20 protein-coding genes are annotated in these 24,836 nt (G+C 73.7%); 9 read left to right on the plus strand and 11 right to left on the minus strand.

From position 1 onward, the window contains the following. Positions 1–18 precede the first annotated feature (18 nt). The gene (locus BAW75_RS01615) at positions 19–2,514 is read right to left on the minus strand and encodes a putative bifunctional diguanylate cyclase/phosphodiesterase (RefSeq protein WP_420914972.1); all 2,496 of its coding nucleotides are present in this window, start codon (positions 2,512–2,514) and stop codon (positions 19–21) included. A 670-nt stretch (positions 2,515–3,184) separates the two neighbouring features. Here BAW75_RS01615 and BAW75_RS01620 point away from each other — a divergent pair. The 5 genes from BAW75_RS01620 (at position 3,185) to BAW75_RS01640 (ending at position 9,122) form a co-directional block, all read left to right on the plus strand. Further along, positions 3,185–6,169 carry an AfsR/SARP family transcriptional regulator gene (locus BAW75_RS01620; protein ID WP_244205987.1) on the plus strand — a complete coding sequence of 995 codons (2,985 nt, stop codon included), beginning with the start codon at positions 3,185–3,187 and terminating at the stop codon, positions 6,167–6,169. A 236-nt stretch (positions 6,170–6,405) separates the two neighbouring features. Then, the gene (gene moaC / locus BAW75_RS01625; protein WP_104112392.1) at positions 6,406–6,897 is read left to right on the plus strand and encodes a cyclic pyranopterin monophosphate synthase MoaC; all 492 of its coding nucleotides are present in this window, start codon (positions 6,406–6,408) and stop codon (positions 6,895–6,897) included. After that, positions 6,870–7,364 (plus strand): MogA/MoaB family molybdenum cofactor biosynthesis protein, encoded by a 495-nt coding sequence (locus BAW75_RS01630; RefSeq protein ID WP_208635162.1) that lies wholly within the window; start codon positions 6,870–6,872, stop codon positions 7,362–7,364. The genes moaC and BAW75_RS01630 overlap by 28 nt, the downstream gene beginning before the upstream one ends. Positions 7,365–7,401: 37 nt before the next feature. Beyond that, positions 7,402–8,661 carry a molybdopterin molybdotransferase MoeA gene (locus tag BAW75_RS01635; RefSeq protein WP_104112393.1) on the plus strand — a complete coding sequence of 420 codons (1,260 nt, stop codon included), beginning with the start codon at positions 7,402–7,404 and terminating at the stop codon, positions 8,659–8,661. Between the two features lie 35 nt (positions 8,662–8,696). Then, positions 8,697–9,122, plus strand: a complete 426-nt coding sequence (locus BAW75_RS01640) for a molybdenum cofactor biosynthesis protein MoaE (RefSeq protein WP_187693504.1) — start codon at positions 8,697–8,699, stop codon at positions 9,120–9,122. Between the two features lie 4 nt (positions 9,123–9,126). Here the strand turns inward: BAW75_RS01640 and BAW75_RS01645 are convergent, their stop codons facing one another. Together BAW75_RS01645 and BAW75_RS01650 are read right to left on the minus strand one after the other, a co-directional pair. Continuing rightward, positions 9,127–10,548, minus strand: a complete 1,422-nt coding sequence (locus BAW75_RS01645; protein WP_043327708.1) for a glycosyltransferase 87 family protein — start codon at positions 10,546–10,548, stop codon at positions 9,127–9,129. A gap of 205 nt (positions 10,549–10,753) precedes the next feature. Then, positions 10,754–11,299, minus strand: a complete 546-nt coding sequence (locus BAW75_RS01650) for a DoxX family protein (RefSeq protein WP_030499461.1) — start codon at positions 11,297–11,299, stop codon at positions 10,754–10,756. 135 nt (positions 11,300–11,434) lie between these two features. On the opposite strand from BAW75_RS01650, the gene BAW75_RS01655 reads away from it, so the two are divergent. After that, the gene (locus BAW75_RS01655) at positions 11,435–11,983 is read left to right on the plus strand and encodes a GNAT family N-acetyltransferase (protein ID WP_043330817.1); all 549 of its coding nucleotides are present in this window, start codon (positions 11,435–11,437) and stop codon (positions 11,981–11,983) included. Positions 11,984–11,996: 13 nt separating this feature from the next. On the opposite strand, the gene BAW75_RS01660 is transcribed toward BAW75_RS01655, so the two are convergent. Beyond that, positions 11,997–13,232, minus strand: coding sequence for an ATP-binding protein (locus tag BAW75_RS01660; RefSeq protein WP_064448072.1), 1,236 nt, complete (start codon positions 13,230–13,232; stop codon positions 11,997–11,999). Positions 13,233–13,385: 153 nt separating this feature from the next. Then, positions 13,386–14,144: an LppU/SCO3897 family protein gene (locus BAW75_RS01665; RefSeq protein WP_104112395.1), complete on the minus strand. Its 759-nt coding sequence runs from the start codon at positions 14,142–14,144 to the stop codon at positions 13,386–13,388. Positions 14,145–14,229: 85 nt separating this feature from the next. Here BAW75_RS01665 and BAW75_RS01670 point away from each other — a divergent pair, with 85 nt between their 5' ends. Next, the gene (locus tag BAW75_RS01670; RefSeq protein ID WP_244205988.1) at positions 14,230–15,237 is read left to right on the plus strand and encodes an EamA family transporter; all 1,008 of its coding nucleotides are present in this window, start codon (positions 14,230–14,232) and stop codon (positions 15,235–15,237) included. Between the two features lie 10 nt (positions 15,238–15,247). Beyond that, on the plus strand, positions 15,248–15,877 hold the full coding sequence (locus tag BAW75_RS01675; protein WP_104112397.1) for a prepilin peptidase: 630 nt from the start codon (positions 15,248–15,250) through the stop codon (positions 15,875–15,877). An 11-nt stretch (positions 15,878–15,888) separates the two neighbouring features. Here the strand turns inward: BAW75_RS01675 and BAW75_RS01680 are convergent, their stop codons facing one another. The 5 genes from BAW75_RS01680 to BAW75_RS01700 form a co-directional block, all read right to left on the minus strand. Further along, positions 15,889–19,074, minus strand: a complete 3,186-nt coding sequence (locus BAW75_RS01680) for a UvrD-helicase domain-containing protein (RefSeq protein WP_104112398.1) — start codon at positions 19,072–19,074, stop codon at positions 15,889–15,891. A 94-nt stretch (positions 19,075–19,168) separates the two neighbouring features. Continuing rightward, on the minus strand, positions 19,169–20,431 hold the full coding sequence (locus BAW75_RS01685) for a metallophosphoesterase (RefSeq protein ID WP_104112405.1): 1,263 nt from the start codon (positions 20,429–20,431) through the stop codon (positions 19,169–19,171). A 20-nt stretch (positions 20,432–20,451) separates the two neighbouring features. Then, the gene (locus BAW75_RS01690; protein WP_043327712.1) at positions 20,452–20,697 is read right to left on the minus strand and encodes a MoaD/ThiS family protein; all 246 of its coding nucleotides are present in this window, start codon (positions 20,695–20,697) and stop codon (positions 20,452–20,454) included. A gap of 2 nt (positions 20,698–20,699) precedes the next feature. Then, positions 20,700–21,716 (minus strand): GTP 3',8-cyclase MoaA, encoded by a 1,017-nt coding sequence (gene moaA, locus BAW75_RS01695; RefSeq protein ID WP_104112399.1) that lies wholly within the window; start codon positions 21,714–21,716, stop codon positions 20,700–20,702. Then, the gene (locus tag BAW75_RS01700) at positions 21,713–22,627 is read right to left on the minus strand and encodes a fructosamine kinase family protein (protein ID WP_043327714.1); all 915 of its coding nucleotides are present in this window, start codon (positions 22,625–22,627) and stop codon (positions 21,713–21,715) included. The genes moaA and BAW75_RS01700 overlap by 4 nt, the downstream gene beginning before the upstream one ends. Positions 22,628–22,779: 152 nt before the next feature. On the opposite strand from BAW75_RS01700, the gene BAW75_RS01705 reads away from it, so the two are divergent. Beyond that, the gene (locus tag BAW75_RS01705; RefSeq protein WP_104112400.1) at positions 22,780–23,889 is read left to right on the plus strand and encodes a DUF4192 domain-containing protein; all 1,110 of its coding nucleotides are present in this window, start codon (positions 22,780–22,782) and stop codon (positions 23,887–23,889) included. A gap of 4 nt (positions 23,890–23,893) precedes the next feature. Here BAW75_RS01705 and fdhD read toward each other — a convergent pair whose 3' ends face one another. After that, positions 23,894–24,748 (minus strand): formate dehydrogenase accessory sulfurtransferase FdhD, encoded by an 855-nt coding sequence (gene fdhD, locus BAW75_RS01710; protein ID WP_104112401.1) that lies wholly within the window; start codon positions 24,746–24,748, stop codon positions 23,894–23,896. Positions 24,749–24,836: the final 88 nt, after the last annotated feature.

A 24,836-nucleotide genomic window follows, 5' to 3' on the forward strand; every position in this document is an offset into this window, starting at 1 on the left:
CGCGGTGGCCCGGCGGGGTCAGGGTTGCCGGGAGTCGCCGGCGGCGGACGGGTTCGGGCGGGTGCGGGCGCCGCCGGCGCGGCGGCCGGGGAGGCGGATCACGGCGCCCGCGTCGTGCAGGGCCGGGGCGAGCGCGCCGGTGCGGCCGCCGTGGCCGCGCTGGAGGCTGGCGAGCAGCGCGGCGGCGGGCAGTGGCCGGGCGAACAGGTGGCCCTGGCCGGCGGCGCAGCCGAGTTCCCAGAGGGCGCGGCGCTGGGGTTCGCTCTCCACGCCCTCGGCGACGACTGTGAGGTTGAGGCTGCGGCCGAGGTCGAGGGTGGAGCGGATGACGGCGGCGGCCTCGGGCGCGGTCTCCATGGCGGTGACGAAGCTGCGGTCGATCTTCAGTTCGTGTACGGGGATGCGGGAGAGCAGGGAGAGCGACGAATATCCGGTGCCGAAGTCGTCGAGCGCCAGGCGGACGCCGGAGTCGCGCAGGCGGCTGAGGACGCGGTCGACGACGTCGAGCTGGCTGAGCGTGAGCGTCTCGGTGAGTTCCAGCACGAGCCGGTCCGGCGGGAGGTCGTGGGCGCGCAGCCGGGCCAGGACCGCGCCGGGGAAGCGGGCGTCGAGCAGGCTGCGGGGTGACACGTTGACCGAGACGGGCAGGTCGAAGCCGGCGTCGCGCCAGGAGCCGGCGGCGATGAGCGCCTGGTCGAGGATCGCCTCGGCGAACGCGGGCAGCAGGCCGGAGCGTTCCACCGCTTCGAGGAAGCGCAGTGGGTCGATGAGCCCGTGGGTGGGGTGGTGCCAGCGGGCGAGGGCCTCCGCGCCGATCACCTCGCCGCCGGCGAGGTCGACGATGGGCTGGAAGTTGACTGTGAACTCGTGGTCGGCGACGGCGCGGGGCAGTTCCCCGCCGAGGGTGAGCCGGCTGAGGTCTGCGGTGTCGCGGGCGGGGGCGTAGGTGGCGAGTCGTTGGCCGGCGCGTTTGGCCTGGTACATGGCCACGTCGGCGCGGCGAAGCAGCTCGGGCATCCCGCCGGTGGCGGGGGCGACGGCGATGCCGCCGCTGGCTTCCACGCTGATCCGCATGCCGTCCACGTCGAGCGGGTCGTGCAGGGCGTTGAGCAGGGCCTCGGCGCGGTGGGAGGCGACGGCCGGGGCGGGCAGGCCGCGCAGCAGCACGGCGAACTCGTCCCCGCCGAGCCGGGCGACCAGGTCGTCGGGGCGGGCGGCGTCGCGCAGCCGCTCGGCGACCTGGATCAGCACCTGGTCACCGGCGCCGTGGCCGAGGGTGTCGTTCACTTCCTTGAAGTGGTTGAGGTCGATCAGCACCAGCGCGGTGACGCCGTCGGCGTGCCGGGTGGTGAGCTGGGCGCTGCCCTCGTCCAGCAGGTGGCGCCGGTTGGACAGGTCGGTGAGGGCGTCGTGGGTGGCGGCGTAGGCGTGGTCCTCGGCGATGCGGGCGAGTTCGGCGTACGCCTGGGCGTTGCGGACCGCGGTGCACAGGGCGGAGGCGAAGGTACGCAGGGTGTACTGCTCGCGCTCGGAGAGTTCGACCGGACCGGCGAACCGTAGCCGCAGCACGCCGAGGTCGTCGGTGCGGTTGTGGCCTTCCAGCGCGACCGGCATGACCCGGCCGTCGATGTCGCTGGGCTGGGGCGACGTTCCGTCGTACGCGATGCCTGCGGCGTTGCCGCGGACGGTGCGTCCGCCGTCGCGCAGTTCGATCTCGATCTCGTCGGCGGAGAAGAGTTCGCTGGCTTCGGTGACTGCGGTGGTCAGCACCTGGTCGAGGTCGACCACGTTGAGCGCGTCGGTGGCGCGGGCGAGTCGTTGCCACGCCTGCTGCTCGGTGCGGGTGCGGATCCGCGTGGAATAGGCCAGGTGGAGGCTGAGCACCAGTGCCGGCACGGCGAGCAGCAGCCGGGGATCGGCCCGCAGGATGAGTACGGTGCAGGCGGCCACCAGGAAGCGGACCGCGAAGCCGGCCACCCGCAGGTCGAGGTCGGTGCGGAACTGCCGCACGATGGGCGTGCCGGACGCGAGCGCGATGACCGGCATCGCGAGTAGGCCGTCGAGCACGGCCGCGACGAGGTAGACGACTCCGAGCAGCAGAACGATCTGGAGCGGCTCGCGGGGCGGCCACGCGTTGCCGAGCAGCAGGATGACGAGAGCGCTGCCCCCGGCGACCAACGTGTGCTTCGCGACGCCGAATGCGGTCTTGATGGGCGCGAGTCGCGTGACCGAGCCGCAGGCTACGCCGATGCCGGTTGCCAGGATCAGCCAGGAGGCCGGCGCGACGGCGAGACCGACGACGATCGCAGTCTCGACCCAGGCGAAGGCCACTGTGGTCGACCGGATTCGCACCGGCGTCTTGATGACTGTGGCCAGGGCGACCGTCACCACCAGGGCCGTGACGGTGACGAGGTCACGTACGGAGTCCGGTGGCTCTGTCCAGACGGCGATCAGTGCGGCGAGCGCGACGAACGTCGCGCACACGCTCAAGACGGACACGATCACGCGCAGCATGGGCTCGACGGCTTGTCGGCCGTCCGCTGTTCGGCTCAACCGGCATCACCCGCCGCTCACCGTCGGAATGCGATGAGCGGCAGCCTACCCCTTCGCCGGAAATATGAGAACTCTCAGTTCCATTCGGTGCTACGCATTTTGCCGCCTCCTCGGATATCGAAACGGGTCGTGGTTGCTTGATGACCAAAAGGTTCGTCAGTTCCATTCGGTGCTGCGCATTGTCACGACCCTCCTCGCATATCTCTCTTGGCGCTTCGTGGCGCCCCCTGTCTTGGAAGAGCAGGTTAGAGCGTAGGTAGGGCGATAAGGAAGCATTAATGTCGGTATGCGCAATATAAGTAACTATTGCGGAGTAAATGACGTTGTGTCCACGGGGTGTATGCGGAGCGGAGCCGATCGTCTCCTTCATGTACCCGCGTAGTCGCTCAGCGCCATGGGAATGGCCTGAGGAGCCTTACGTCGCCTGTAGCGTCGTCGTGGCGGCGGAACATTACAACCGTGCTTTGGGCGGCTTTCACCGCCGGGTCGGACGAGAGTGATGTCGGTGTGCGAGACCGCTGCCGGGGCAACGGGTTTGTGACTAATCGATTACGCTCCCGTGTGCCCGTGGACAAGAGCCGACTGGGGCCGGAACAGCAGCATGGAAATCCAAGTGGTCGGTGGTCTGGCGGTGCGGATCGGCGCCGCGGGCCTTTCGCTTGGAACCCCCAAACAGCAGCTGGTTCTGGCGCTGCTGGTCGTGCGGGCCAATCAGTTGGTCCCCATGCACGACCTGGTGGACGAGTTGTGGCCCGACGATCCGCCTCGCTCCGCGATCGCCAATGTCCGGACCTACGCCGGCAACCTGCGTCGCAGCCTCGACTCGTACGCGGATGACAGGCTCAGGATCGTCCGTGAGCCCGGTGGCTACCGACTCCTCGCCGACGAGAGCCTCATCGACCTGTACCGGCTGACCGCGCGCTGGCGCCACGCTCGGGAACTGATGCGGGCGGGAGCGCCGGCGCAGGCGGTCCCGTTGCTGGAGGATGTGGGCGCCGCGGCGGCCCCGCTGCTCGCCGGGCTGACGCTGGGGCCGGTGCTGACCGCCCGGCGAGAGGCCGCGAGCCAGGAACGCCGGGCAGCCCTGGAGTCGCTGGCGGAGGCGCATCTCATCCTGGGGCGCCCGGAATCGGCGGCGTCGCTGCTGCGTGAGGAGGTTTCGCGTCAGCCTCTGTGGGAGCGCGCGCAGTGTCTCCTGATGCGTGCCCTCACCGCGGCCGGTGACGCGGGTGGCGCGCTGGCCGTCTACCGCGCCGCGCGCGAGGCCCTCACCGGCGAACTGGGCGTGCCGCCCAGCGAGGAGATGGAGCAGTTGCGGGTCGCGGCCGCCCTCGCCCGTCGGCGGGTCCCGAACTCCGTCACCGAGGCGGAAACAATTCGGAAAAGATCCCGTACGCATGACTGGCTGCCGCGCACGGTGCCGGATTTCGTCGGCCGGAAGGAAATTGTCGATCGCTTGTTGCACGACGTGCGCGAGCGGTCCGGCGGAGTCCCGACGATCCGCCTGATCGACGGCATGGCGGGCTGCGGCAAGACGACTCTCGCCCTGCACGTGGCCTCGCGGTTGGCCGAACGCTTCCCCGACGGGCAGCTCTTCGTCGACCTGCGCGGGCACACCGAGGACACGCGGATGACGCCTACCGCAGCGCTTGACATCCTTCTTCGCCAAATGGGTGTGCCGGCCGGCCGGATACCGATGGAACTGCCCGATCGATTGGAAATGTGGCGGCGAGAACTCGCCACGAGGGCCGCGATGGTGGTGCTCGACAACGCCGCCGACAGCCGGCAGGTCGAACCGCTGCTGCCCACCTCCGGGCCGGCGGTGGTGCTCGTCACCAGCCGGCGTCGCCTGCTGGCGCTCACCGAACGGCCGCCGGTATCCCTCGCCGTTCTCTCCGAGCCCGAGGCGCTGCAACTGCTCACGACACTTGTCGGGGACGGGCGGGTGACAGCCGAACGGGAGGCCGCACGCCGCCTGGTCGGCATCTGCGGCTGTCTGCCCCTCGCGGTCAGGCTGGCCGGCACCCGCCTCGCTCACCGGCCGGACTGGCGGATCTCCGATCTCGTCGACAGGTTGAACGACAGATCGATGATCCTTCCCGGTCTCCGGACCGAGGCGCGGAGCGTGATCGAGGCGTTCGCCGAGTCGTACGAGCCGCTCGACGAGGCGTGCAGGAGAACCTTCCGATCCTTCGGGCTGGTCACCGGCGGTCACCTCGACACCGCCATGGTCGCCGCCCTAAACGATCTGCCGTGGCGGGAGGCGGCGGACGTCCTCGACGAACTGGTGGACCGCAACCTCGTGCAGGAGACCGCGGCGGGCCGGTACCGCCTGCACGATCTGATGAGGCGGTACGCCGCCGAGTTGGCCCGGGAGGAGGACGAGCGGCCGGCGCGCCACGCGGCGGTACAGAACCTGCTGGATCACCTGCTGCACTCGGTGGTGCGGGCCTCGGCGCAGACCGAGGACAGCGGCGTACTCGCGCTGCACCTGCGGCTCGGGGAGCCGCGCCGCGCGGACCTGCTCGTCGGACGCGAGCACGGCGATCTGGACTGGCTGGAGGACCAGCGCCTGAATCTGATCGCCTTCGCCCGTCAGGCGGCTGAGGAGGGCCATGAACCGATGGCCTGGCGGCTCGCGCGCGCCAGCTGGCGCTTCTTCTACACCCGGGGCTACTTCGACGACATCTCGGTCACCCACTCCGCGGGTCTGGCAGCGGCCCGACGGTGCGGAGATCGGCACGCCGTGGCTCTCATGCACAACTACCTCGCGTCGGCCTGTGTGCGTACCGGCGCTTTCCAGGACGCCTCCACCCACCTGCACGAGGTCGTCTCGATCCTCACCGGGCTCGGGGACGCAGCGGGCGCGCAGCGGGCGCGGTTCAACCTCGGCGTGGTGTACTGGCTCACCGGTCGACTTCAGCAGTCGCTGGAGATCAACCGCCTGACTCTGCGCAGCAACGTGCTGGACACCCTTCCCGTTCTGCCCAACCTCGGCCTCACGCTCCGCTGCCTCGGCCGGTACGACGAGTCGATGGCCGTTCACCGGCTCCACCTCTTCGTCGCGCGCACCAGGCAGGACCCGTTCCACATGTCGAACGCGCTGGGGCACCTGGGAGGCGTCAGGTACCGGCTCGGGCAGAACACGCAGGCCGAGCGCCTGCTACGCGCCTCGCTGGCGCTTCGGGACCGCACCGGCAGCGGCTTCGCCCGCGCCGAGACGATCAGCGACCTCGCCGGGACCTACCGCCAGCTCGGCCGCTACGAGGAGGCGTTGCGGCATCATGAAGCCGCCATCGAGGCCGCCGCCGCTTCCGGTGAGCGGCAGGTCCAAGCCGAGGCGCGCAACGAGCTGGCCGTCACCCTGCGAGCCGTCGGTCGAGGCGGGGAGGCCGCCGCCGTGCTCGAGGAAGCCCTCGCCATCGCCACCCGGATCGCCCACCCGTACGAGCAGGCCCGCGCCCTCAGCGGTTTGGCGGAGCACCTGGTGGACGAGCAGCCGGTCGAGGCGCGACGGTACCGGCAACGGGCCCTGGCGATCTTCGAACGGATGGGCGCCCCGGAGCGTCACGAGTTGCGGCGGCAGCTCGCCGCGATGCCGTCACCACCGACCTGACCCGGCTTATCGATTTTTTATCGCAGCGTTCGTTAGCGTCCCGCCATCGGCCACGGGGAGGGCTCACCGCCAGGGTGGGCCAGGCCGAGCGAAGGCCCCCACCGCCAGTTCCCCCCAGCGAATCGGCGGTGGGTAGGTGAGGGAGGGGCGTCGTGGATCTGCACCCGACACGGCGCTCCTCCCCGCCGACGGCCGGGAGCACGCGCGTCGTCGTACCCGGCGGATAGGGTCGGGCCGTGACCGAACCCGCGCAGCTCACCCAGGTCGACCCGGCCGGCGCGGCCCGGATGGTCGACGTCTCCGCCAAGCCGGTCTCGGGCCGGCTCGCGGTCGCCGCCGGCCGGCTCCGCACCACCGCCGAGGTGGTCGAGCTGCTGCGGCGCGACGGCCTGCCCAAGGGCGACGCGCTGGCCGTCGGTCGGCTCGCCGGCATCATGGGCGCCAAGCGCACGCCCGACCTGATCCCGCTCTGCCACCCGATCGCGCTGCACGGCGTCACCGTCGACCTCGACCTGACCGCCGACACGGTCGAGATCACCGCCACCGCGAAGACCGCCGACCGGACGGGCGTCGAGATGGAGGCGCTGACCGCGGTGGCGGTCGCCGGCCTCGCTCTCATCGACATGGTGAAGGCGGTCGACCCGGCCGCCTCGATGGAGGCCGTCCGGGTGCTCCGCAAGGAGGGCGGCAAGACCGGCGAATGGGTCCGGCCGGAGGACCGGCCGTGATCCGGGCCCGGGTGATCGTGGCCTCGAACCGGGCCGCCGCCGGGGTGTACGAGGACACCAGCGGCCCGCTGCTCGTGACCGGCCTGCGGGAGCTGGGCTGCGAGGTCGACCCGCCGGTGGTGGTGCCGGACGGCGATCCGGTCGGTGAGGCGCTGCTCGCCGCCCGCGAGGAACGTGTGGACGTGGTGCTGACCAGCGGCGGCACGGGCGTCACCCCGACCGATCGCACGCCCGAGGTGACCCGTGCGCTGCTCGACTACGAGATCCCCGGCATCGCCGAGGCGATCCGCGCGTACAGCCGCGACACCGTGCCGACCGCGGCGCTGTCCCGCGGGCTGGCCGGGGTGACCGGCCGGACGCTCGTGGTCAACCTGCCCGGCTCGCGGGGCGGCGCCCGCGACGGCCTTGCGGTGCTCGGGCCGATCCTGCAGCACGCGGTCGACCAGCTTCGCGGCGGCGACCACTGAACCCGCGGGCCACGTGCCCCGGCGCTAGGCTCGCCGGATGAGCACGGAAACCGAAGCCGCCGCGGCCGAGGCGGGCACGCCACCACCGGCCGGGTGGGAGGAGGCCCGCTCCCGGGTGTACGCGGTGGGCCTGTCCGCCGCGCTCCCCGCCGTCGCCCGCCCGCTGGCCGAGGCCGACGGGCACACCCTCGCCGAGCCGTTGACGACGCGTACCGACCTGCCGGCGTTCCCCACCTCCAGCGTGGACGGCTGGGCGGTGCGGGGCCCGGGGCCGTGGCGGGTGGTGGGCCGGGTGCTCGCCGGGCACACCGCCGCGCCGCTGGAGACCGACGGCAGCACCGTCGAGATCGCCACCGGCGCGATGGTTCCCGAGGGCACGACGGCGATCCTGCGGATCGAGGAGTCGGCCCGCACGGCGGACGGCCTGGTGACCGGCACGCCCCGCCCGGCGCCGGAGTGGCGGGAACCGGGCGAGGAGGCGTACCTCGGGGAGGAGCTGTTGCCCGCCGGCACGCCGGTGGATCCGGCGGTGCTCGGCCTGGCCGCCTCCTGCGGGCACGACACGCTGCGGGTCCGCCGCCCACCCCGGGCCGCGCTGCTGGTCTTCGGCGACGAACTGCTCACCTCGGGCCCGCCGGGCGCGGGGCGGGTCCGCGACGCGCTCGGCCCGTCGGTGCCCGCCTGGCTGCGCCGCTACGGCTGCCAGGTGCGTACGGCCGACGTGGTCGGCCCGGTCGCCGACACGCCGCCCGCGCACGTGGCGGCGTTGCGCGGCGCGCTCGCCAACGCCGACCTGGTCTGCACCACCGGCGGCACCATGCACGGGCCGGTCGACCACCTGCACCCGACGCTGGAGGCGCTCGGCGCCGACTACGTGGTCAACACGGTGGCGGTGCGCCCGGGCTTCCCGATGCTGCTCGCCCGGCTGGTGGGCGACGACGGGCGGGTGCGGTTCGTGGCCGGTCTGCCGGGCAACCCGCAGTCCGCCGTGGTGGCGCTCGTGTCGCTCGTCGCGCCGCTGCTCGCCGGTCTCACCGGCCGGCCGATGCCGGTGCTGCCGCACGTCACGCTGGCCGAGCCGATTCCGGGGCGCGGCGACTACACCCATCTGGCGCTGGCCCGCTGGGACCGGGTCGCCGGCACGGCGTACCCGGTGCGGCACGTCGGGTCGGCCATGCTGCGGGGTCTCGCGGGCGCGGATGGTTTCGCGGTGATCCGGCCCGGCGCCAGCGGCGCGGCCGGCGACCGGGTGCCGCTGGTGCCGCTGCCGCTGACCCCCGGGGAGCGTGCCGGGTGAGCGCGACGAACGAGCCGACGGGAGACGTCGTGACGGTGCGGGCAGGCGTGGTGCTCGGCGCGGTGACCGACCGGCCGCTCGACCTGGCCGCGCACGAGGCGGCGGTCGCCGACCGCCGGGCCGGCGCGGTGGTCTCCTTCCAGGGCGTGGTCCGCGACCACGACCACGGGCGGGGGGTCACCCGGCTGGAGTACGAGGGCCACCCCACCGCCGAGGCGGTGCTGCGTGAGGTGGCGGCCGAGATCGCCGCCGACCCGGCGGTGTACGCGGTCGCGGTGTCGCACCGGATCGGCCCGCTGGAGATCGGCGACGTGGCGCTGGCGGCGGCGGTCAGCACCGCCCACCGGGCGGCCGCGTTCGCCGCGTGCGCGCGGCTGGTCGACGAGGTGAAGGCGCGGCTGCCGATCTGGAAGCGGCAGGTCTTCGACGACGGCACCGAGGAATGGGTGAACTGCCCCTGAGTGCTCAGCGCCGGCCGGCGAGCGCGGCCGCGCGGCTGAACCGGTCGTGGTAGAACGCGGGCTCGGCTCCCGGACGCCACGGCAGCGCCGCCACCAGCACGATCAGCGCGATGGCCAGGGAGTTCTCCATCAGCGCGCCGAACAGGCCGTCCTGGTAGTGGGACACCTCGGGGAGCTGGTGCTCGTACGGCCAGATCGGTGAGATCAGGAACAGCAGGTAGAGCCCGAGCGCGCCGACGCCGTGGCGGAGCCCGGTCAACGTCGGGTACCAGATCGGCGGGCGCAGCGCCGGCACACCGTTGGCCGAGGGGCCGCTGCCGCGCAGGGGCAGGCCACGGCTGGCGTCGCGGCGGCGTACCGCGGCGTCGGCCAGCACGATGATCGCCGGGATGACCCAGATCAGGTGGTGCGACCAGGAGATCGGGCTGATCACGTTGGCGGTGAGCCCGACGAGTGTGAACGCGGTCAGCTCGTCGCCGTCGGCGCGGGCGCTGATCGCGCGGGACAGGCCCAGCGCCAGGAGCAGCACCGAGAAGGCGAGCCAGAGCAGGCCGGGCGTCTCGATCGAGTCGTAGAGCCGCGCCAGCAGCCCGGCGAGCGACTGGTTGGCGGTCATGTCCGCTGCGCCGACCCGCTCGGTCTGCCACAGCACGCTCGTGAAGTAGGCGCGGGACTCCTCACCGACCAGGCCGAACGTCGCGATGGTCACGCCGATCGTGGTGCCGACGGCGGTGAGCGCGGCCCGCCACTGCCGGGTGAGCATCAGGTACGCGACGAACAACGCCGGGGTGAGCTTGACGGCTGTGGCGAGCCCGATGCCGACGCCCGCCCACGCGCCGCTGTAGACGAAGCGGGCCAGCGGCGAGTCGGCGGTCTCGTGGTGGGTGCCCCGCTTGGCGCGCCAGCGCAGGCCCACCATGTCGGCCATGACGAGCGCGAACAGCAGCAGGTTGACCTGGCCGTAGCCGAGCGTCTCCCGGGACGGCTCGATGGCCACCGCGAGCGGGGTGGCGATGCCGACGGTGAACCAGAGCGGCCAGCCGAGCCGGTCCACGATGGGGCGCAGCAGCGCCGCCAGGACGACCGCGAGCGCGGCGATGCTGGCCAGGGCGTTGACGAAGCCGGCGCCGTCGACGGGCAGCCAGGACATCGGGAGCATGACCACACCGGCGAACGGTGGATAGGTGAAGCCCAGTGTCGTCGACGGCGCGACGAAGTCGTACAGCTCGTTTCCGCTGGCCCACCACACCACCGCGCCGTGGTAGATCTTCATGTCGAAGAAGTTGTACGGCCGTCCGAAGGCGCCGATGGCCAGCCACGCGGCGTACGACACGGCGGCCACGATCCCGAGGCGCACGACGGTCCGGCGGTCGACGCGGGAGGTCGGGGCGAGGCGGTTGGTCCGTCTACCGACTGACGTCGGCATGGCGTGGCCACCCCCGTACCAAGGTCGTCGTACCCGTCCAGGTCCAGAACGGAGCCTAGAACGGCGCCTCACGTTGCTGCCTCCCGCGTTACGCGACCGTGTCCGATCCCACACGTGTTTGCGACATTTCCACCGCGTTAACGGGTCTCGGACGGTTCAGGTGATTGGTGGCCTTGCGGGGGGTGGTGGCCGTACGAAAGGGGTGTCAACCAGGGATTCGGCGGGCGGCCGCCGCGGAGCGTACGGCGATCTTCGCATCGCGGCGGGCGGTGCGGACCGCGCGCGTGACCGACCGGCGCGAGTGGTCGATCCGGTGGCCGGCGCGCCAGCGCAGCCCCGGCTTGCCCTCGGTGTCGGCGGCGGCGAGGAGGAGGCCACCGAGCAGGCCGAGGTTCTTCAGGAAGTGGACCTGGTTGTTGTTGCGCGCCGCCGGGTCGTCGTTGTTCCAGAAGGCGTGACCGGCGGCGGTGGTCGGGATCAGGGAACCGGCGAGCACCAGCGCGGCCGGACGGGTGAACCGGCCGGTGGCCAGCATCAGACCGCCGACGAGCTGGGTGGCGGCGTTGGCCCGGATGAGCGACACGGTGTCGGTGGGGATGCGCGGGTGCACGTTGCGGATCAGCGGGGCGACCTTCCCGGTGACCGGCTCCGCGGCCTGCACCAGGCGTTCCGGGTTGCGCAGGTTGCGGGCGCCGCTGACCACGAAGATGCCGCTCAACATGACTCGGGCGAGGGAGCGCACGGGCTTCATGGCTCAGTCTTACCCCGTCGGGGGCGTCGTCATCCCCGCAACACACGAAAGGTATCGGCCGACGTGGACGTCCGGACGGTATCGATTTCAGCGACCGTCGCGGATGGACCGGTCGCGTTCGGTAAGGTCGCGCGGGTGACGACGCTGCGACTACGCCCGGAGGGCCCCGCCGACGAGCCGGCGGTGGCCCGGGTGCTGGCCGCCGCCTTCGCCCGGCCCGACGTGGCCACCCCGCCGGAGGTCGGCCTGGTCGAGGAGCTGCGGCACAGCCCGGCGTGGATTCCCGAGCTGGCCATGGTCGCCGAGTACGGCGGCGAGGTGGTGGCGTACGCGCTGCTCACGCGCGTCGGCGTACGCACCGACGATGGCCGCGTGTGGCCGGCGCTGGCGCTGGGCCCGGTGGCTGTGGCACGGCACCGGCAGCGGCTCGGTCACGGCACGGCGGCGGTGCAGGCGGCGCTCGACGCCGCGACCGAGCTGGGCGAACGGCTGGTCGTGGTGCTGGGCGACCCGGCGTACTACCGGCGGTTCGGGTTCGGCCCGGCGGACCGGCTGGGCCTGACCAGCCCGTGGTCCGGGCTGGGCGAGCCGTGGCAGGCGCTGGTGCTGCCGCCGTCGGCGAGCGAGGAACCGCCACCGCCGTCCGGCGAGGTGGTCTTCCCACCACCGTGGTCGCGGGTCTGAGCGGTCGCGGCCGTCACGCGGGCTGGGTGCGCAGGTAGCGGCCGAAGTGCGGGACGGTGAACGCCACGGTCCCCCGCTCGCCGGAGTAGATCAGCCCCTTCTTGATCAGCGCGTCGCGGGCCGGGGAGAGGCTGGCCGGCTTGCGGCCGAGCGCGCGGGCGATCTCGGCGGTCGGCACCGCGGCGTCCATGTCGTCGCGGCTGCCCTCCTCGCCGTCCACCAGCGCCAGCGTCGCCATGGCGCGCATGTACTCGCGTTCGGCCGGGGTGGCCCGCTCGAACCGGGAGCCGAAGAACCCCACCGCCAGTTCCGCCTCCGCCTCGGGCGCGGCGACCCGGACGTCCGCCGCGGTGATCGGCGAGCGGGGCGCGTGGTCCCAGGTGGCCTTGCCGTACGCCTGGACGAAGTAGGGGTAGCCGCCGGACTTCTCGTAGAGCAGGTCGAGGGCCTTCTGCTCGTACTCGACCTCCTCCCGCTCGGCCGGCGCGCAGAGCGCCTGGTCGGCGGCGATCCGGTCGAGCCGGTCGATGCGCTGGTAGCGGTAGAGCCGCTCGGAGTAGGACTTGGCGGCGCTGAGCACGGCGGGCAGGTGCGGCAGGCCCGCGCCCACCACGATCAGCGGCGCGCCGAGCTGGGACAGCTCGTGGCAGGCGGCGCAGAGCGCGGAGACGTCCTCGGCGCCGACGTCCTGCATCTCGTCGATGAAGATCGCGATGCCGGTGCCGACGTCGGTGGCGACCGTCGCCGCGTCGCTGAGCAGTTCGACCAGGTCGATCTCGATGTCGCCGGAGTCGGCGCGTCCGCTGCTCGCGGGCACGTCGATGCCGGGCTGCCAGCGGTCGCGCAGCTTGGGCGCCGCGCCGCCGCGCCCGGTGGGGGCGGAGCGTTGCGCGAACGCCTTGAGTACGCCGAGGAAGGCGTCGATCCGGTCCGGGGCGCGGTGCCGGGGCGCGAGTTCGCGGACCGCCATGTGCAGCGCGGCGGCGATCGGGCGGCGCAGCGACTGGTCCGGCCGCGCCTCGATCTTGCCGGTGCCCCAGAGGTGGTTGATCGCCTCGGACCGCAGCGTGTTGAGCAGGACGGTCTTGCCGACGCCGCGCAGCCCGGTGAGCATCAGGCTGCGTTCGGGTCGGCCGCGCGCGATGCGTTCCAGCACCACGTCGAACACGTCCAGTTCCCGCCCCCGCCCGGCGAGTTCGGGCGGGCGCTGGCCGGCGCCCGGCGCGTACGGGTTGCGGACCGGATCCACGAATCGCACAGTATCGGCTTCTCTAGCGGCCAGGCTAGACGTGCGTAGATGCAGCTACCGCGTGTCGGTCTCGACATAAAACTAGGGCTGTCTAGCGTGAAAGCTAGACAGCCCTAGTTTTGGTTACCGACGAGCCGGGGCGTCAGTGGCGCGTCAGCGGCGCTTCAGGCAGAGCACGAAGTCGAGCGTGTCCAGCTCACTGTCGAAGAAGTACCAGTCGGTGTACCCGTCGACCTTCCCGCACTTCGCCTCCGCGTCCTTCTTGCCGCTCGTCGCGCCGTCGATGCGCCGCAGCACCTCGTACGTCTTCGGGGCGCAGTCGGCGATCACCAGCTTCGGCTGACCGCCGCCACCCTCGTTGGCGACGCACTGGCCCGCCTTCACGAAACGCGGATCGGTCGAGGAGGCCGGCGCGGGCGCGGTCGGCGTGGCCTCCGCCGGATCGCTCGGCGCCGCCTCGGTCGGATCAGCGGCCGGCGCGGTGGCCGCCGTCGTCCCGGCGGTCGGGCTCTCCTCGTCCCGGCCGAGCATCCAGTACGCCCCGGCGCCGCCGAGCAGCAGCACCGCCAGCACGACCACCACCACCAGCGGGCCCTTGCCGCGCTTCGGCGGCGTCGGCTCGGCGTACTGCGGCTCCCCGCCGCCGTACTGCGGCCCGGCGTAGGGGTCGGCCGGGTGACCCTGCCGCGGTGGGCCGGGGGACCACGCCGGCGCCGGCTCGTAGCGCTGCGTCGGCGGGCCGTACTGATCGGCCGGCGGGCCGTACGGTTGCGCGCCCGGCGGGCCGTACTGCGGGTCGTGACGCGGATCGGGCTGCGCGGCGTAGCGGGGATCGGGCTGCGGGGCGTAGCCGTCGTCGGGCCGTCCCCAGGGGTCGGGGGAGCCGCCGCCCGGTGGACCGAAGTTCGACATGAACGCCTCCTGCGTACGCCAGTGCTGAGAGGCCGGCCACCAACTGGGGACGCCGACGCCGTGGTCACCGTAGCGTGGACCCTCGATGAGCTCACGCCCCACGAGTGCGACGAACGCTGTCGATTCCGCGACGCCGCCGACACGTACCGCCCTGATCTGGACCGCACTCGTGCTGGTCTACCTGCTCTGGGGCTCGACGTACCTGGGCATCCGGGTCGCCGTCGAGTCCCTGCCGCCGCTCATCTCCGCAGCGATGCGGTTCGCCGGCGCGGCCGTGGTGCTCGCCGTGGTGCTGCGCCTGCGGCGCGGCCCCGGCGCGCTGCGGGTGCCCGCGCGCCGCGTCGGCTCCGCCGCGCTGATCGGCGTGCTGCTGCTCGCCGGCGGAAACGGACTGGTGGTGCTCGCCGAGTCGGGTCCGGCCGGCACCGCGGTTCCCTCGGGCGTGGCCGCGCTGCTGGTGGCCACCGTGCCGCTGCTGGTGGTGGTGCTGCGGACCGTGGGCGGGGACCGGCCCCGGCCGTGGACGTTCCTCGGGGTGGCGCTCGGGTTCGCCGGCCTCGTCGTGCTGGTGCTGCCCCGCGACGGCGTGGACGGCGTGCCGGTGGCCGGCGCGCTCACAGTGGTCGCGGCCGCCACCAGCTGGTCGGTCGGCTCGTACCTGTCCGGGCGGATCCGGATGCCCGCCGACCCGTTCGTGGCCACCGTCTACGAGATGCTGGCCGGCGCGGCGGTGCTCGCGCTCGTCGGCGTCGCCCGCGGCGAGCTGCGCGGCTTCAGCTTCGCCGAGGTGACCGGGCGGTCCTGGGCGGCGCTGGCGTACCTGATGGTGGCCGGTTCGCTCGTCGCCTTCACCGCGTACGTCTGGCTGCTCGCGCACGCGCCGATCTCCCTGGTCTCCACGTACGCGTACGTGAACCCGGTGGTCGCGGTGGCGCTCGGCGCGTTGTTCGTCGCCGAACCGATCACCTCGCAGGTGCTGCTGGGCGGTGCGATCATCGTGGTCGGCGTGGCGGTGGTGGTGAGCACCGAGCGACCCCGCCGGTCCCCGCCACCAGCCGTTGACGGGGCAGCCGGGGAACCCGCCGGGCGGTAGCGTCCCGCCCGTGTCGGCGCTGCTGGTGACAGGGGCCGCGCTGCTGGGCGCGTCGGCCGGGTGGGTGGCCGTACCGGTCGGCCGGTCGTTCGTCACAGTTCCCGCCGGCGACGCTCCGCGCCGGGGCGCGTTCGCGCTGGCCGGCGCCGTGGCGTTCGGCGGGCTCGCCGCCACCCGGGCCGCCGACCCGGCGCTGCCCGCGCTGCTGCTGGTCGCCGCCGTCGGGCTGGCGCTCGCGGTCACCGACGTGACAGCGCTGCGGCTGCCCGACCCGCTCGTCGGCATGGTCGCGCTCGGCGGCGGGCTCGGCCTCACCGCTGCCACGGCGGCGACCGGCGAACCGCGCCGCCTGGCCGTCGCGGTGGCCGGGGCCGCGCTCTCCTTCCTCGGGTACGCGCTGCTGGCGCTGCTGCCCCGGGCCCGGCTCGGCTTCGGCGACGTGAAGCTCGCCGCCGCGCTCGGGTTGCCGCTGGGCTGGCTCGGCTGGCCGGCGCTGCGCCTCGGGCTGCTCCTGCCGCACGTGCTCGCCGGAGTCGCCGTGCTCGTCCTGCTCGCCGCCGGCCGGGTACGCCGGGACACGCCGGTGCCGTTCGGCCCGGCGCTGCTCGGCGGCGCGTGGCTCGCCGCCGTCCTCACCTGAGGCGTGCCTGGTCAGATCAGCCGGAGCTGGTGGTCCTTCGGGCGGCGGGGCTCGGTCGCGTCCAGCCGCTCGAACAACGCCGGGTCGATCACGTCGAGGAACGGCGACGGGCGGGTGTCGCGTTCCGCGCCGTGCCGGGCACGGCGGCCCGCGTGGCTGACGTAGAGCCGGTCCTGCGCCCGGGTCAGCCCGACGAAGAACAGCCGCCGCTCCTCGGCCACCGTGTCGTCGTCCGGCTCGCTTCCGGGCCAGCGCAGCGGCAGCAGCCCGTCCTCGGCCCCCACCAGGAACACCACCGGGAACTCCAGGCCCTTCGCGGCGTGCAGCGTCAGCAGCGTGACCGCCTCGGCGCGCGGGTCCAGCGCGTCCACCTCCGCGCCGGTGGCGAGCTGGTTGAGGAACAGTTCCAGGTCGTCGTCGCAGCGCCGGGCCAGCGGGGTGAGCAGGTCCACCGCCGTGCGGACGTCCTCGGGGCGTACCGCGCCGGAGCCGTCGAGCGTCGGCACCGCGAAGCGCTCGGCCAGGATCTGCCCGGCCTGGCGTACCCGGGCGGCGAGCGAACCGTCCAGACCGGCGTGGCGCAGCTCGCGGGCGATGGCCGGCACGCCGGGACGGTCCCGCAGCCGGTCGTGCGAGCGCTTCTGCACCGGGATGTTCGCCCGGGCCAGCGCGTCCACGATCGGCGCGGCCTGCGCGTCCGTGCGGTACAGCACCGCGATGTCGGAGAAGGACAGCGACGTGGTCCGCCCGTCGATCCGCCCCGAGTCCAGCGAGCGGTGGGACAGGCCACCGACCAACTCGTCCACGGTACGGACCACGAAGTCGGCCTCGTCGTACGGCGAAGCCGCCGCGTACCGGCCGACCAGCGGCGCCTCCGGGTCGAGCCGGGCCGGGTCAAGCCGACGGCCCCGCACCAGCGACGACGGCGCGATGGCCTGCACCGCGGCGGCCAGGATCGGCGCCGAGGAGCGGTAGTTGCGGTTCAGCCGGACCAGCCGCGCGTCGGTGAAGTCCTGCGAGAAGCGCAGGAAGTAGCCCACGTCCGCGCCCCGGAACGAGTAGATCGCCTGGTCCGGGTCACCGATCGCGCACAGGTTCCCGTCCGGCGGGCTGAGCAGCCGCAGCAGGTCGTACTGCACCGCGTCGACGTCCTGGTACTCGTCGACGAAGATCCACTTCCACCGCTCGCGGTACTCGCGGACCAGCTTCCGGTCCCCCTTGAGCAGCGACACCGGCAGCGTCAGCAGCGCGTCCAGGTCGACCAGGTCCCGCTTGCGCAGCAACGCCGCGTACCGCTCGTCGTCGTCACCGGCCTCCGCGCGCGCCGCCGCCCGGTCCGCGTCGTCGGCGATCCGGAAGTCCGCCGGCAGCCCCGCCGCCGCCGCGTTCTCCCGCAGCACGGTCAGGCCCAGCGAGTGGAACGTGCCCACAGTGACGTCCTCGGCGACCGGGCCGAGCAGCCCGTCCAGCCGGTGCCGCAGCTCCTCGGCCGCCCGCCGGGTGAACGTGATCGCCAGGCACTGATCGGGGAAGACGTTCAACTCAGCGCACAGGTACGCGATCCGGTGGGTGAGCGTGCGGGTCTTCCCGGTGCCCGGACCGGCCACGATCAGCAGCGGACCACCGGGCGCGGACGCGGCCACCCGCTGCATCGCGTCCAGCCGGTCCAGCAGGCCGGTGCCGACCTCCTCCATCCCGGCGAGCATCGGCTCGAACGGCTCGTGCGGGGACGGCGGCGTCGCGATCGGAGGCGCGGGCGGCGGCGTCCGCTTCGGCTCCGGCCGGACCGCCGCCGGGCGCTTGGCCTTCGGTTTCGGCGCCGGCTCCGCGGGCCGCCGCTGCGCGGGCACCGGTACGTCGAACAGCGTCTCCTGCCCCGCCCCGGCACCCGGGCCGCCCAGTTCCGCCGGGTCGAACAGCGTGATCACGCCGTACTCCCCGTCGTAGCCCGGCACCCGGCGCACGTCGCCGCGGCGCAGCCGGCTGATGCCCTCCGCGAGCAGCTCGCCGCCGACCCGGCCGATCTCCTCCACCGGGGTACGGGTCAGGATCTCCAGCTCCGGGCCGAGCGCGGCGACCAGCTCGTTGAGCTTGCCCTCGACCTTCTTCGACCGCGCGCCGACCCGGTTCAGCTCGCCCAGGATCTCGGCCAGCGGCACCAGGTGGGTCACCTCGCGCGCGTGCGCCGGACGGTGCCCCTCCGGCCGGTCCGCCAGCTCCTCCACCCGGCTGAGTACGCCCACGGTGAGCGGCTTGCCGCACTCCGGGCAGCGTCCGCCCGCCTCACGGGTCCGCTGCGGCGGCCAGTTCACCCCGCACAGCCGGTGCCCGTCGGCGTGGTACTTGCCCTCCTCCGGGAAGAACTCGACAGTTCCGGCGAGCCCGTCCCCGGTGCGCAGCGCCTCGCGGATCGCGAAGTAGTCACGGGCGGCGGTGAGGACCGTGGCCTCCCGGGCCAGAGCCGGCGGCGAGTGCGCGTCCGAGTTGGACACCAGCTGATAGCGGTCCAGGCTGCCGACCCGCCAGTTCATCTCCGGGTCGGACGACAGGCCGGTCTCCACCGCGAAGATGTGCTCGGCCAGATCCGCGTAGCAGTCGGCGATCGCGTCGAAGCCCGACTTCGAGCCGAGCGCGGAGAACCACGGCGTCCAGATGTGTGCCGGCACCAGATAGCCGTCCGGACTCGCCTCCAGCGTGATCTCCAGCAGGTCGCGGGAGTCCAGCCCGAGGATCGGCCGCCCGTCCGAGCCGAGGTTGCCGATCCGGCCCAGCGCCGTGTTGAACCGGGCCACCGCGTCCAGGTCCGGCAGGTAGATCAGGTGGTGCACCTTCCGGGTGCGGTCGTCGCGCTTGTAGATCGTGGAGATCTCCACGCTCAGCATGAACCGGACCGGGTCCGCCTCCGCCTCACTGGCGAGCCGGGGCGGCAGCCGCCGGGCGACGTCCCGCTCCGCCTCGGGCGCGAGGCGGTACAGGCCCGGCTCGGCCGGGTGCAGCGTCTCGCGCAGGTGGTCGTACCAGGCGGGATGGGTGAAGTCGCCGGTGCCGAGCACGCCGATGCCCTTGCGCCGGGCCCACCAGGCCAGGTTCGGCAGGGTCAGGTCGCGGCTGCACGCACGGGAGTACTTCGAGTGGATGTGCAGGTCCGCCACGTACGGCGGGAGGCCACCGGAGGGTGCGGCGCTGAACGGAGGCACGCCGCATCCTGTCACGTCCGGTCCCCCGCCCGCCCGCCGCCACGCGAACGGGTGACCTGAGCAATGCGGTGCTGGACTCGGCGGCGGGTGCGCGCTATGGGGCGCGCAGCTCCACGAGCGTCACCTGGGGAGGCGCGCCCACCCGCACCGGCGGACCCCAGAAACCGGCGCCGTTCGTGACGTAGACCTTCGTGCCGTCGATCTCGCCGAGACCGGAGACCACCGGCTGTTCGAGCTTCACCGCCAGGTTGAACGGCACCATCTGGCCGCCGTGCGTGTGCCCGGAGAGCTCGAGGTCGACGCCGAACTTCGCCGCCTCCTGCGCGGCCACCGGCTGGTGCGCCAGCAGCACGACCGGCCGACTCGGGTCACGGTCGCCGAGCGCGGCGGCGTAGTCGGCGGGTGCGGCCACCCCGGTGCCGGCGGCGCTCACGTCGCCGGCCCCGGCCAGGTCCAGCACGCCGCCCCGGGCCTGGATCTCCTGCCGCTCGTTCTGCAGCACGCGCAGACCGAGCCGGTCCACTTCGCGGACCCACTCCTCCACGCCGGAGTAGTACTCGTGGTTGCCGGTGACGAAGAAGCTGCCGTAGCGGGACCGCAGGTCACGCAGCGGTTCGGCGGCCTCCCCCAGCTCGGCCACCGTGCCGTCGACCAGGTCACCGACCACGGCGACCAGGTCGGCGTCCATCCGGTTGATCATCGCGACGATCCGCTCGGTGTGCGCTCGGCCGCGCAGCGGCCCGAGGTGGATGTCGGAGACGGTGGCGATGCGCAGCCCGTCCATGCTCCGGGGGAGCTTGGCCAGCGGGATCTGCACCCGGTCGAGCTGCGGCGGACCGATGGCGGTGCGGACGCCGTACCCGGTGACGCCGGCGGAGGTGAGCCCGGCGAAGATCGCCGCCCCGCGCGCGAGCAGCAGCCGCCGGGAGGGGTCGTGGTCCGGCGCGAGGGCGCCGGCCGGCGGCGCGCCGGCGCTGTCGACCGGCGGTGGCGTCGCACCCTCCGCCGTCGCCGCGCCCACGAGTGCGGGCTCGGGCTCCGGGCCGGTGGCGACCACCGAGCGGGCGCGGCGGCGCAGCACCAGCCGGGCCACTGCGGTCGGCACTTCGAGCACCAGCAGGATCACCAGCAGGTAGAACATGAGCGCGACCCAGAGGTAGCCGGGCCAGGCCAGCCAGTACCAGCCGTTGCGGGTGCCCGCCAGAGTCACCGGTACGAGCACCGCCAGCGCCGCGATCGCCACCCCGCCGACCCGGCGCCACCACCCCGGGCGCGTGGTGTCCCGGACCAGCCGCTTCCACAGGTAGAAGTGGATCAGGCCGATCACGAGCACGACGAAGCCCAGGAATGTCGCCATGGCCAGCACGTGTGCCCCCCTCAGCCGCCCGCGAAGGGCGGCAGCACGTCCACCGTCACCCCGGCCGGCAACAGCGCCCGTCGATCATGACAGGCCACGCCGTCGACCAGGAAACTCGCCGCCTTCAGCACCACCGCGAGGCGTTCGCCGTGGCGGGCGGCCAGATCATCGAGGAGTTCGTCCAGGGACCGGCCGGCGGATGCGGTCTCCTCGGAGAGTCCGGCCGCCGCGCGGGCGCCGGCGAAGTAGCGGACGGTCAGCTCCACCCTCAGCCTCCGATCGCGGACATCGAACGCGCGGGCTGGAGGAACGTCGGATCGTCGATGCCGTGACCGGCCCGCTTGGCCCACATCGCGGCGCGCCAGCGCCGGGCCAGCTCCTCGTCGTCCGCGCCGTCGCGCAACGCGCCGCGCAGGTCCGACTCCTCGGTGGCGAACAGGCAGTTGCGCACCTGGCCGTCGGCGGTGAGACGGGTGCGGTCGCAGTCGCCGCAGAACGGCCGGGTCACGCTGGCGATCACCCCGACCCGGGCCGGCCCGCCGTCCACCAGCCACGTCTCGGCCGGTGCCGCGCCCCGCTCGGAAGGGTCCGGCGTCAACGCGAACGCGGCCTTCAGGGAGGCCAGGATCTCGTCGGCGGTGACCATGGTCGAGCGGTCCCAGCCGTGCTGCGCGTCGAGCGGCATCTGCTCGATGAACCGCAGCTCGTAGCCGTGCGCGAGCGCGAACCGGAGCAGCGCGGGCGCCTCGTCGTCGTTCGTGCCCCGCATGAGCACCGAGTTGACCTTCACCGGGGTCAGCCCGGCTTCGGCGGCCCCGGCCAGCCCGGCGAGCACGTCGGCGAGCCGGTCGCGGCGGGTCAGCGCGGTGAACCGGTCGCGGTCCAGCGTGTCGAGCGAGACGTTGACGCGGTCCAGCCCGGCGTCGCGCAGCGCCGACGCCATGCGGGCCAGGCCGATGCCGTTCGTGGTCAGCGAGATGCGCGGCCGGGGCGTGAGCGCGGCGACCGCCGCCACGATGCCGGGCAGGCCGGGCCGGATGAGCGGCTCACCGCCGGTGAAGCGCACCTCGGTGATGCCGAGCCGGGTCACCGCGACACCCATCAGCCGGACGATCTCGTCGTCGGTGAGCAGCTGCGGACCGGACAGCCAGGGCAGGCCCTCGGCCGGCATGCAGTAGGTGCAGCGCAGGTTGCACTTGTCGGTCAGCGAGACCCGCAGGTCCCGGGCGACGCGGCCGTACCGGTCGGCGAGGACGCCGTCGGTCGTCGTCCGGGGGGCGCTCATCCGTCGACCGTAGCGCGGTCGAGGCCCCGGAGGGCGGCCCGGGCGGTGGCGGCCACCGCGTCCGCGTACGCCGCGCCGAAGATCGCGGTGTGCACGAGCAGCAGGTGCAGCTGATGCAGCGGCACCCGTTCCCGCCAGCCGTCGGCCAGCGGCCACGCCTCCCGGTAGGCGGCCAGGACGCGGTCCAGGTGAGGCGGGCCGCCGAAGAGGGCGAGCTGCGCCAGGTCGGTCTCGCGGTGCCCGCCGTGCGCGGCCGGGTCGACCAGCCAGACCCGGTCGTCGGCGCCCCAGAGCAGGTTGCCGGGCCAGAGATCGCCGTGCACCCGGGCCGGCGGCTCGTCACCGCCGAACTCGCCGATCCGGGCGACGACCTGCTCGACCAGCGCCGCCCCGGAACCGTCGAGCGCGCCGCCGTCGACCGAACTGCGTAGGTAGGGCAGGAGGCGGCGCCGGGCGAACCAGTCCGGCCAGGGACCGGGGTCGGGCGTGTTGTCCTGCGGCAGCGCACCGATGAACCCGGCCCAGTCCGCGCCGAACGCGGGCGCCCCGGCCCGGTGCAGCCCGGCCAGGTCACGCCCGAACGCCTCCGCGGCCTCCGGCGTCGGCTCGCCCGGCTCCACCCAGTCGAGCGCGAGCAGATCGGGCAACGCCACGATCACCTCCGGCACCGGCACCGAACCCGCCTCGCGCAGCCAGCGCAGCCCGGCCGCCTCGGTGGCGAAGAAGCCCTCCGGCAGTGGACGCGCCGCCCGCTCCGGCCACGTCTTGGCGAACACCGAGTGCCCGTCGTCCAGCGTGAGCCGGGAAGCGGCGCAGATGTCGCCGCCGGAGACCGGGGTCTCCCGGATCCGCTGGTGGGTCAGGAAGGTCGGCAGGTGCTCCGGGTGTGCCCGCAGGTACGCCAGGTCCATGAGCGCAAGGTAGCGGGTACCCCGGACAACCGTGGGGCAAGCGACGCCACGGATCGCCGCTGACCTGGACCGATACGCTCCGTATCTGTGGACGGACCGCGTGTCGTCCACAGGGGCGGACGCGGTGGCACTCCACCGCCCACGCTCCCGGCATGAACTCCACCGAGCAACCCCGCCTCTCCGTCCGCTCGCCCGCCGACATGGTCACGGCCGTGCCCTACCTGCTCGGCTTCCACCCGGCCGACAGCGTCGTGGTGGTCGCGGTACGCGGCCGGCGCGTCGTCTTCGCCGCCCGGGGAGACCTGCCCGCGCCCGGCGCCGACCCCGGCCCGGCGGCCCGGCACCTGGCACACGTGGTGGCCCGGCAGGACGCCGACGCCGCCACAGTCGTCGGCTACGGTCCGGCCGCCCGGGTGACCGGTGCCGTGGACGCGATCGGCGACGCGCTGACCGCTGCCGGCCTGGTCGTGCTCGACGCCCTGCGGGTCACCGACGGCCGCTGGTGGTCGTACCTGTGCGCCGAGCCGTCCTGCTGCCCGCCCGAGGGCACCCCGTACGACCCGGCCGCCAGCCAGGTCAGCGCCGCGGCCGTGTTCGCCGGCCAGGTCGCCCTGCCCGACCGGGCCGCGCTGGCCGCGCAGGTGTCCCCGCTCGACGGGCCGGTACGCCTCGCCATGCGCCGGGCCACCGGCCGGGCCCGTCTGCGCCTGGCCGCGCTCACCGGCGGGACGCCCGCGCAGTCCGGCCGGGGCCCGGAGGCCGGCAGTTCCGTGCCGGGGGGCGGTGATGTGCGGGCCGACGGTGGAGGTCCGGAGGATTCACCACGCGCGGTGCGGAGCGCGGGCACGGCGGCGGTGCGGGCCGCGTTCCGCAGGCAGCGGCGTGGCGAGCGGCTCGACGACGACGAGGTGGCCTGGCTGACCGTGCTGCTCACCCACATCCCGGTACGCGATCACGCCTGGTCCCGGACCGACGGCCGGGACGCCGACATCAGCCTCTGGACCGACGTGACGCGGCGCGCCGAGCCGGACCTGATCGCCGCGCCGGGCTGCCTGCTCGCGTTCTCCGCCTGGCGCTCCGGGCACGGGGCGCTGGCGGCCGTCGCCCTGGAACGGGTGCTGTCCGCCCACCCCGGCTATTCGCTCGCGCTGCTGCTCGCCGAGGCGCTTCGGCGCGGGGTGGCCCCGTCCGAGCTGGACGGCTGGCCCGGTTCCGACGGAGGCCCGGTGCTGCGCCGTCGCCGTCGCCGTCCACGGCGCTGAGCCGTCAGCCGCCGATCCGGGCCGCCCCGGTGTAGACGTTCATGGTCGGCCCGCGCAGGAAGCCGACAAGCGTCATCCCGGCCTCCTCGGCCAGCTCGACGGCGAGCGTGCTGGGCGCGGACACCGCGGCGAGCAGCGGCACGCCCGCCATCCACGCCTTCTGGGTGAGTTCGAAACTGGCCCGCCCGGAGACCAGCAGTACGTGCCCGGCCAGCGGCAACCGCCCCTCCCGGGCGGCCCAGCCGATCACCTTGTCCACCGCGTTGTGCCGCCCGACGTCCTCCCGCAGCACCACCATCTCCCCGTCGGCGGTGAAGAGGCCGGCCGCGTGCAGGCCGCCGGTGCGGTCGAAGGCGCGCTGCGCGGCCCGCAGCCGGTCCGGCAGCGCGGCCAGCAGTTCGGCGGTGACCACCAGCGGGTCGTCCCGCACGGCGAACCGCGAACGGGTACGCACCGACTCGATGCTGGCCTTGCCGCACACGCCGCACGAACTGGTGGTGTAGAAGTTGCGCGACGGATCGGTGACCGGCTCCGGAACACCGGGGGTGAGCGCCACGTCGACCACGTTGTAGGTGTTCGGGGTCTCCGCGCCGGCGCAGAGCTGTGCGGTGTGCACGTCCTCGGCCGACCGGATCAGTCCTTCGGTGAGCAGGAAGCCGATCGCCAGGTCCAGATCGTCGCCGGGCGTACGCATCGTCACCGCGAGCGGCCGACGCCGACCCGGCCCGGCCGCGCCCACGCGGATCTCCAGTGGCTCCTCCGCGGCCAGGGTGTCCTGGCGGCGGACCCGGCCCCGGCCCTCGCCCGTCGCGTCGAGGTCGATCCGCAGCACGCTCCGCCGGTCTGTCGCCCGTCCCATCCCGCCATCCTCCCCGGCCACTCCACTGCCCGCACCCCACCCCACTCCTTCACGTGCCCCGCCGGCCCAGCCGATCATGATCGACACC

The organism is Micromonospora chalcea, from assembly GCF_002926165.1.
Lineage (GTDB): Bacteria > Actinomycetota > Actinomycetes > Mycobacteriales > Micromonosporaceae > Micromonospora > Micromonospora chalcea.

Bases quoted from the DNA above. Each gene is read 5' to 3' on its own strand.
- BAW75_RS01615 (WP_420914972.1), bottom strand. From the start codon at position 2,514: ATGCTGCGCGTGATCGTGTCCGTCTTGAGCGTGTGCGCGACGTTCGTC.
- BAW75_RS01630 (WP_208635162.1), top strand. From the start codon at position 6,870: ATGGGTCCGGCCGGAGGACCGGCCGTGATCCGGGCCCGGGTGATCGTG.
- BAW75_RS01635 (WP_104112393.1), top strand. From the start codon at position 7,402: ATGAGCACGGAAACCGAAGCCGCCGCGGCCGAGGCGGGCACGCCACCA.
- BAW75_RS01645 (WP_043327708.1), bottom strand. From the start codon at position 10,548: ATGCCGACGTCAGTCGGTAGACGGACCAACCGCCTCGCCCCGACCTCC.
- BAW75_RS01650 (WP_030499461.1), bottom strand. From the start codon at position 11,299: ATGAAGCCCGTGCGCTCCCTCGCCCGAGTCATGTTGAGCGGCATCTTC.
- BAW75_RS01665 (WP_104112395.1), bottom strand. From the start codon at position 14,144: ATGTCGAACTTCGGTCCACCGGGCGGCGGCTCCCCCGACCCCTGGGGA.
- BAW75_RS01670 (WP_244205988.1), top strand. From the start codon at position 14,230: ATGAGCTCACGCCCCACGAGTGCGACGAACGCTGTCGATTCCGCGACG.
- BAW75_RS01685 (WP_104112405.1), bottom strand. From the start codon at position 20,431: ATGGCGACATTCCTGGGCTTCGTCGTGCTCGTGATCGGCCTGATCCAC.
- moaA (WP_104112399.1), bottom strand. From the start codon at position 21,716: ATGAGCGCCCCCCGGACGACGACCGACGGCGTCCTCGCCGACCGGTAC.
- BAW75_RS01700 (WP_043327714.1), bottom strand. From the start codon at position 22,627: ATGGACCTGGCGTACCTGCGGGCACACCCGGAGCACCTGCCGACCTTC.
- BAW75_RS01705 (WP_104112400.1), top strand. From the start codon at position 22,780: ATGAACTCCACCGAGCAACCCCGCCTCTCCGTCCGCTCGCCCGCCGAC.
- fdhD (WP_104112401.1), bottom strand. From the start codon at position 24,748: ATGGGACGGGCGACAGACCGGCGGAGCGTGCTGCGGATCGACCTCGAC.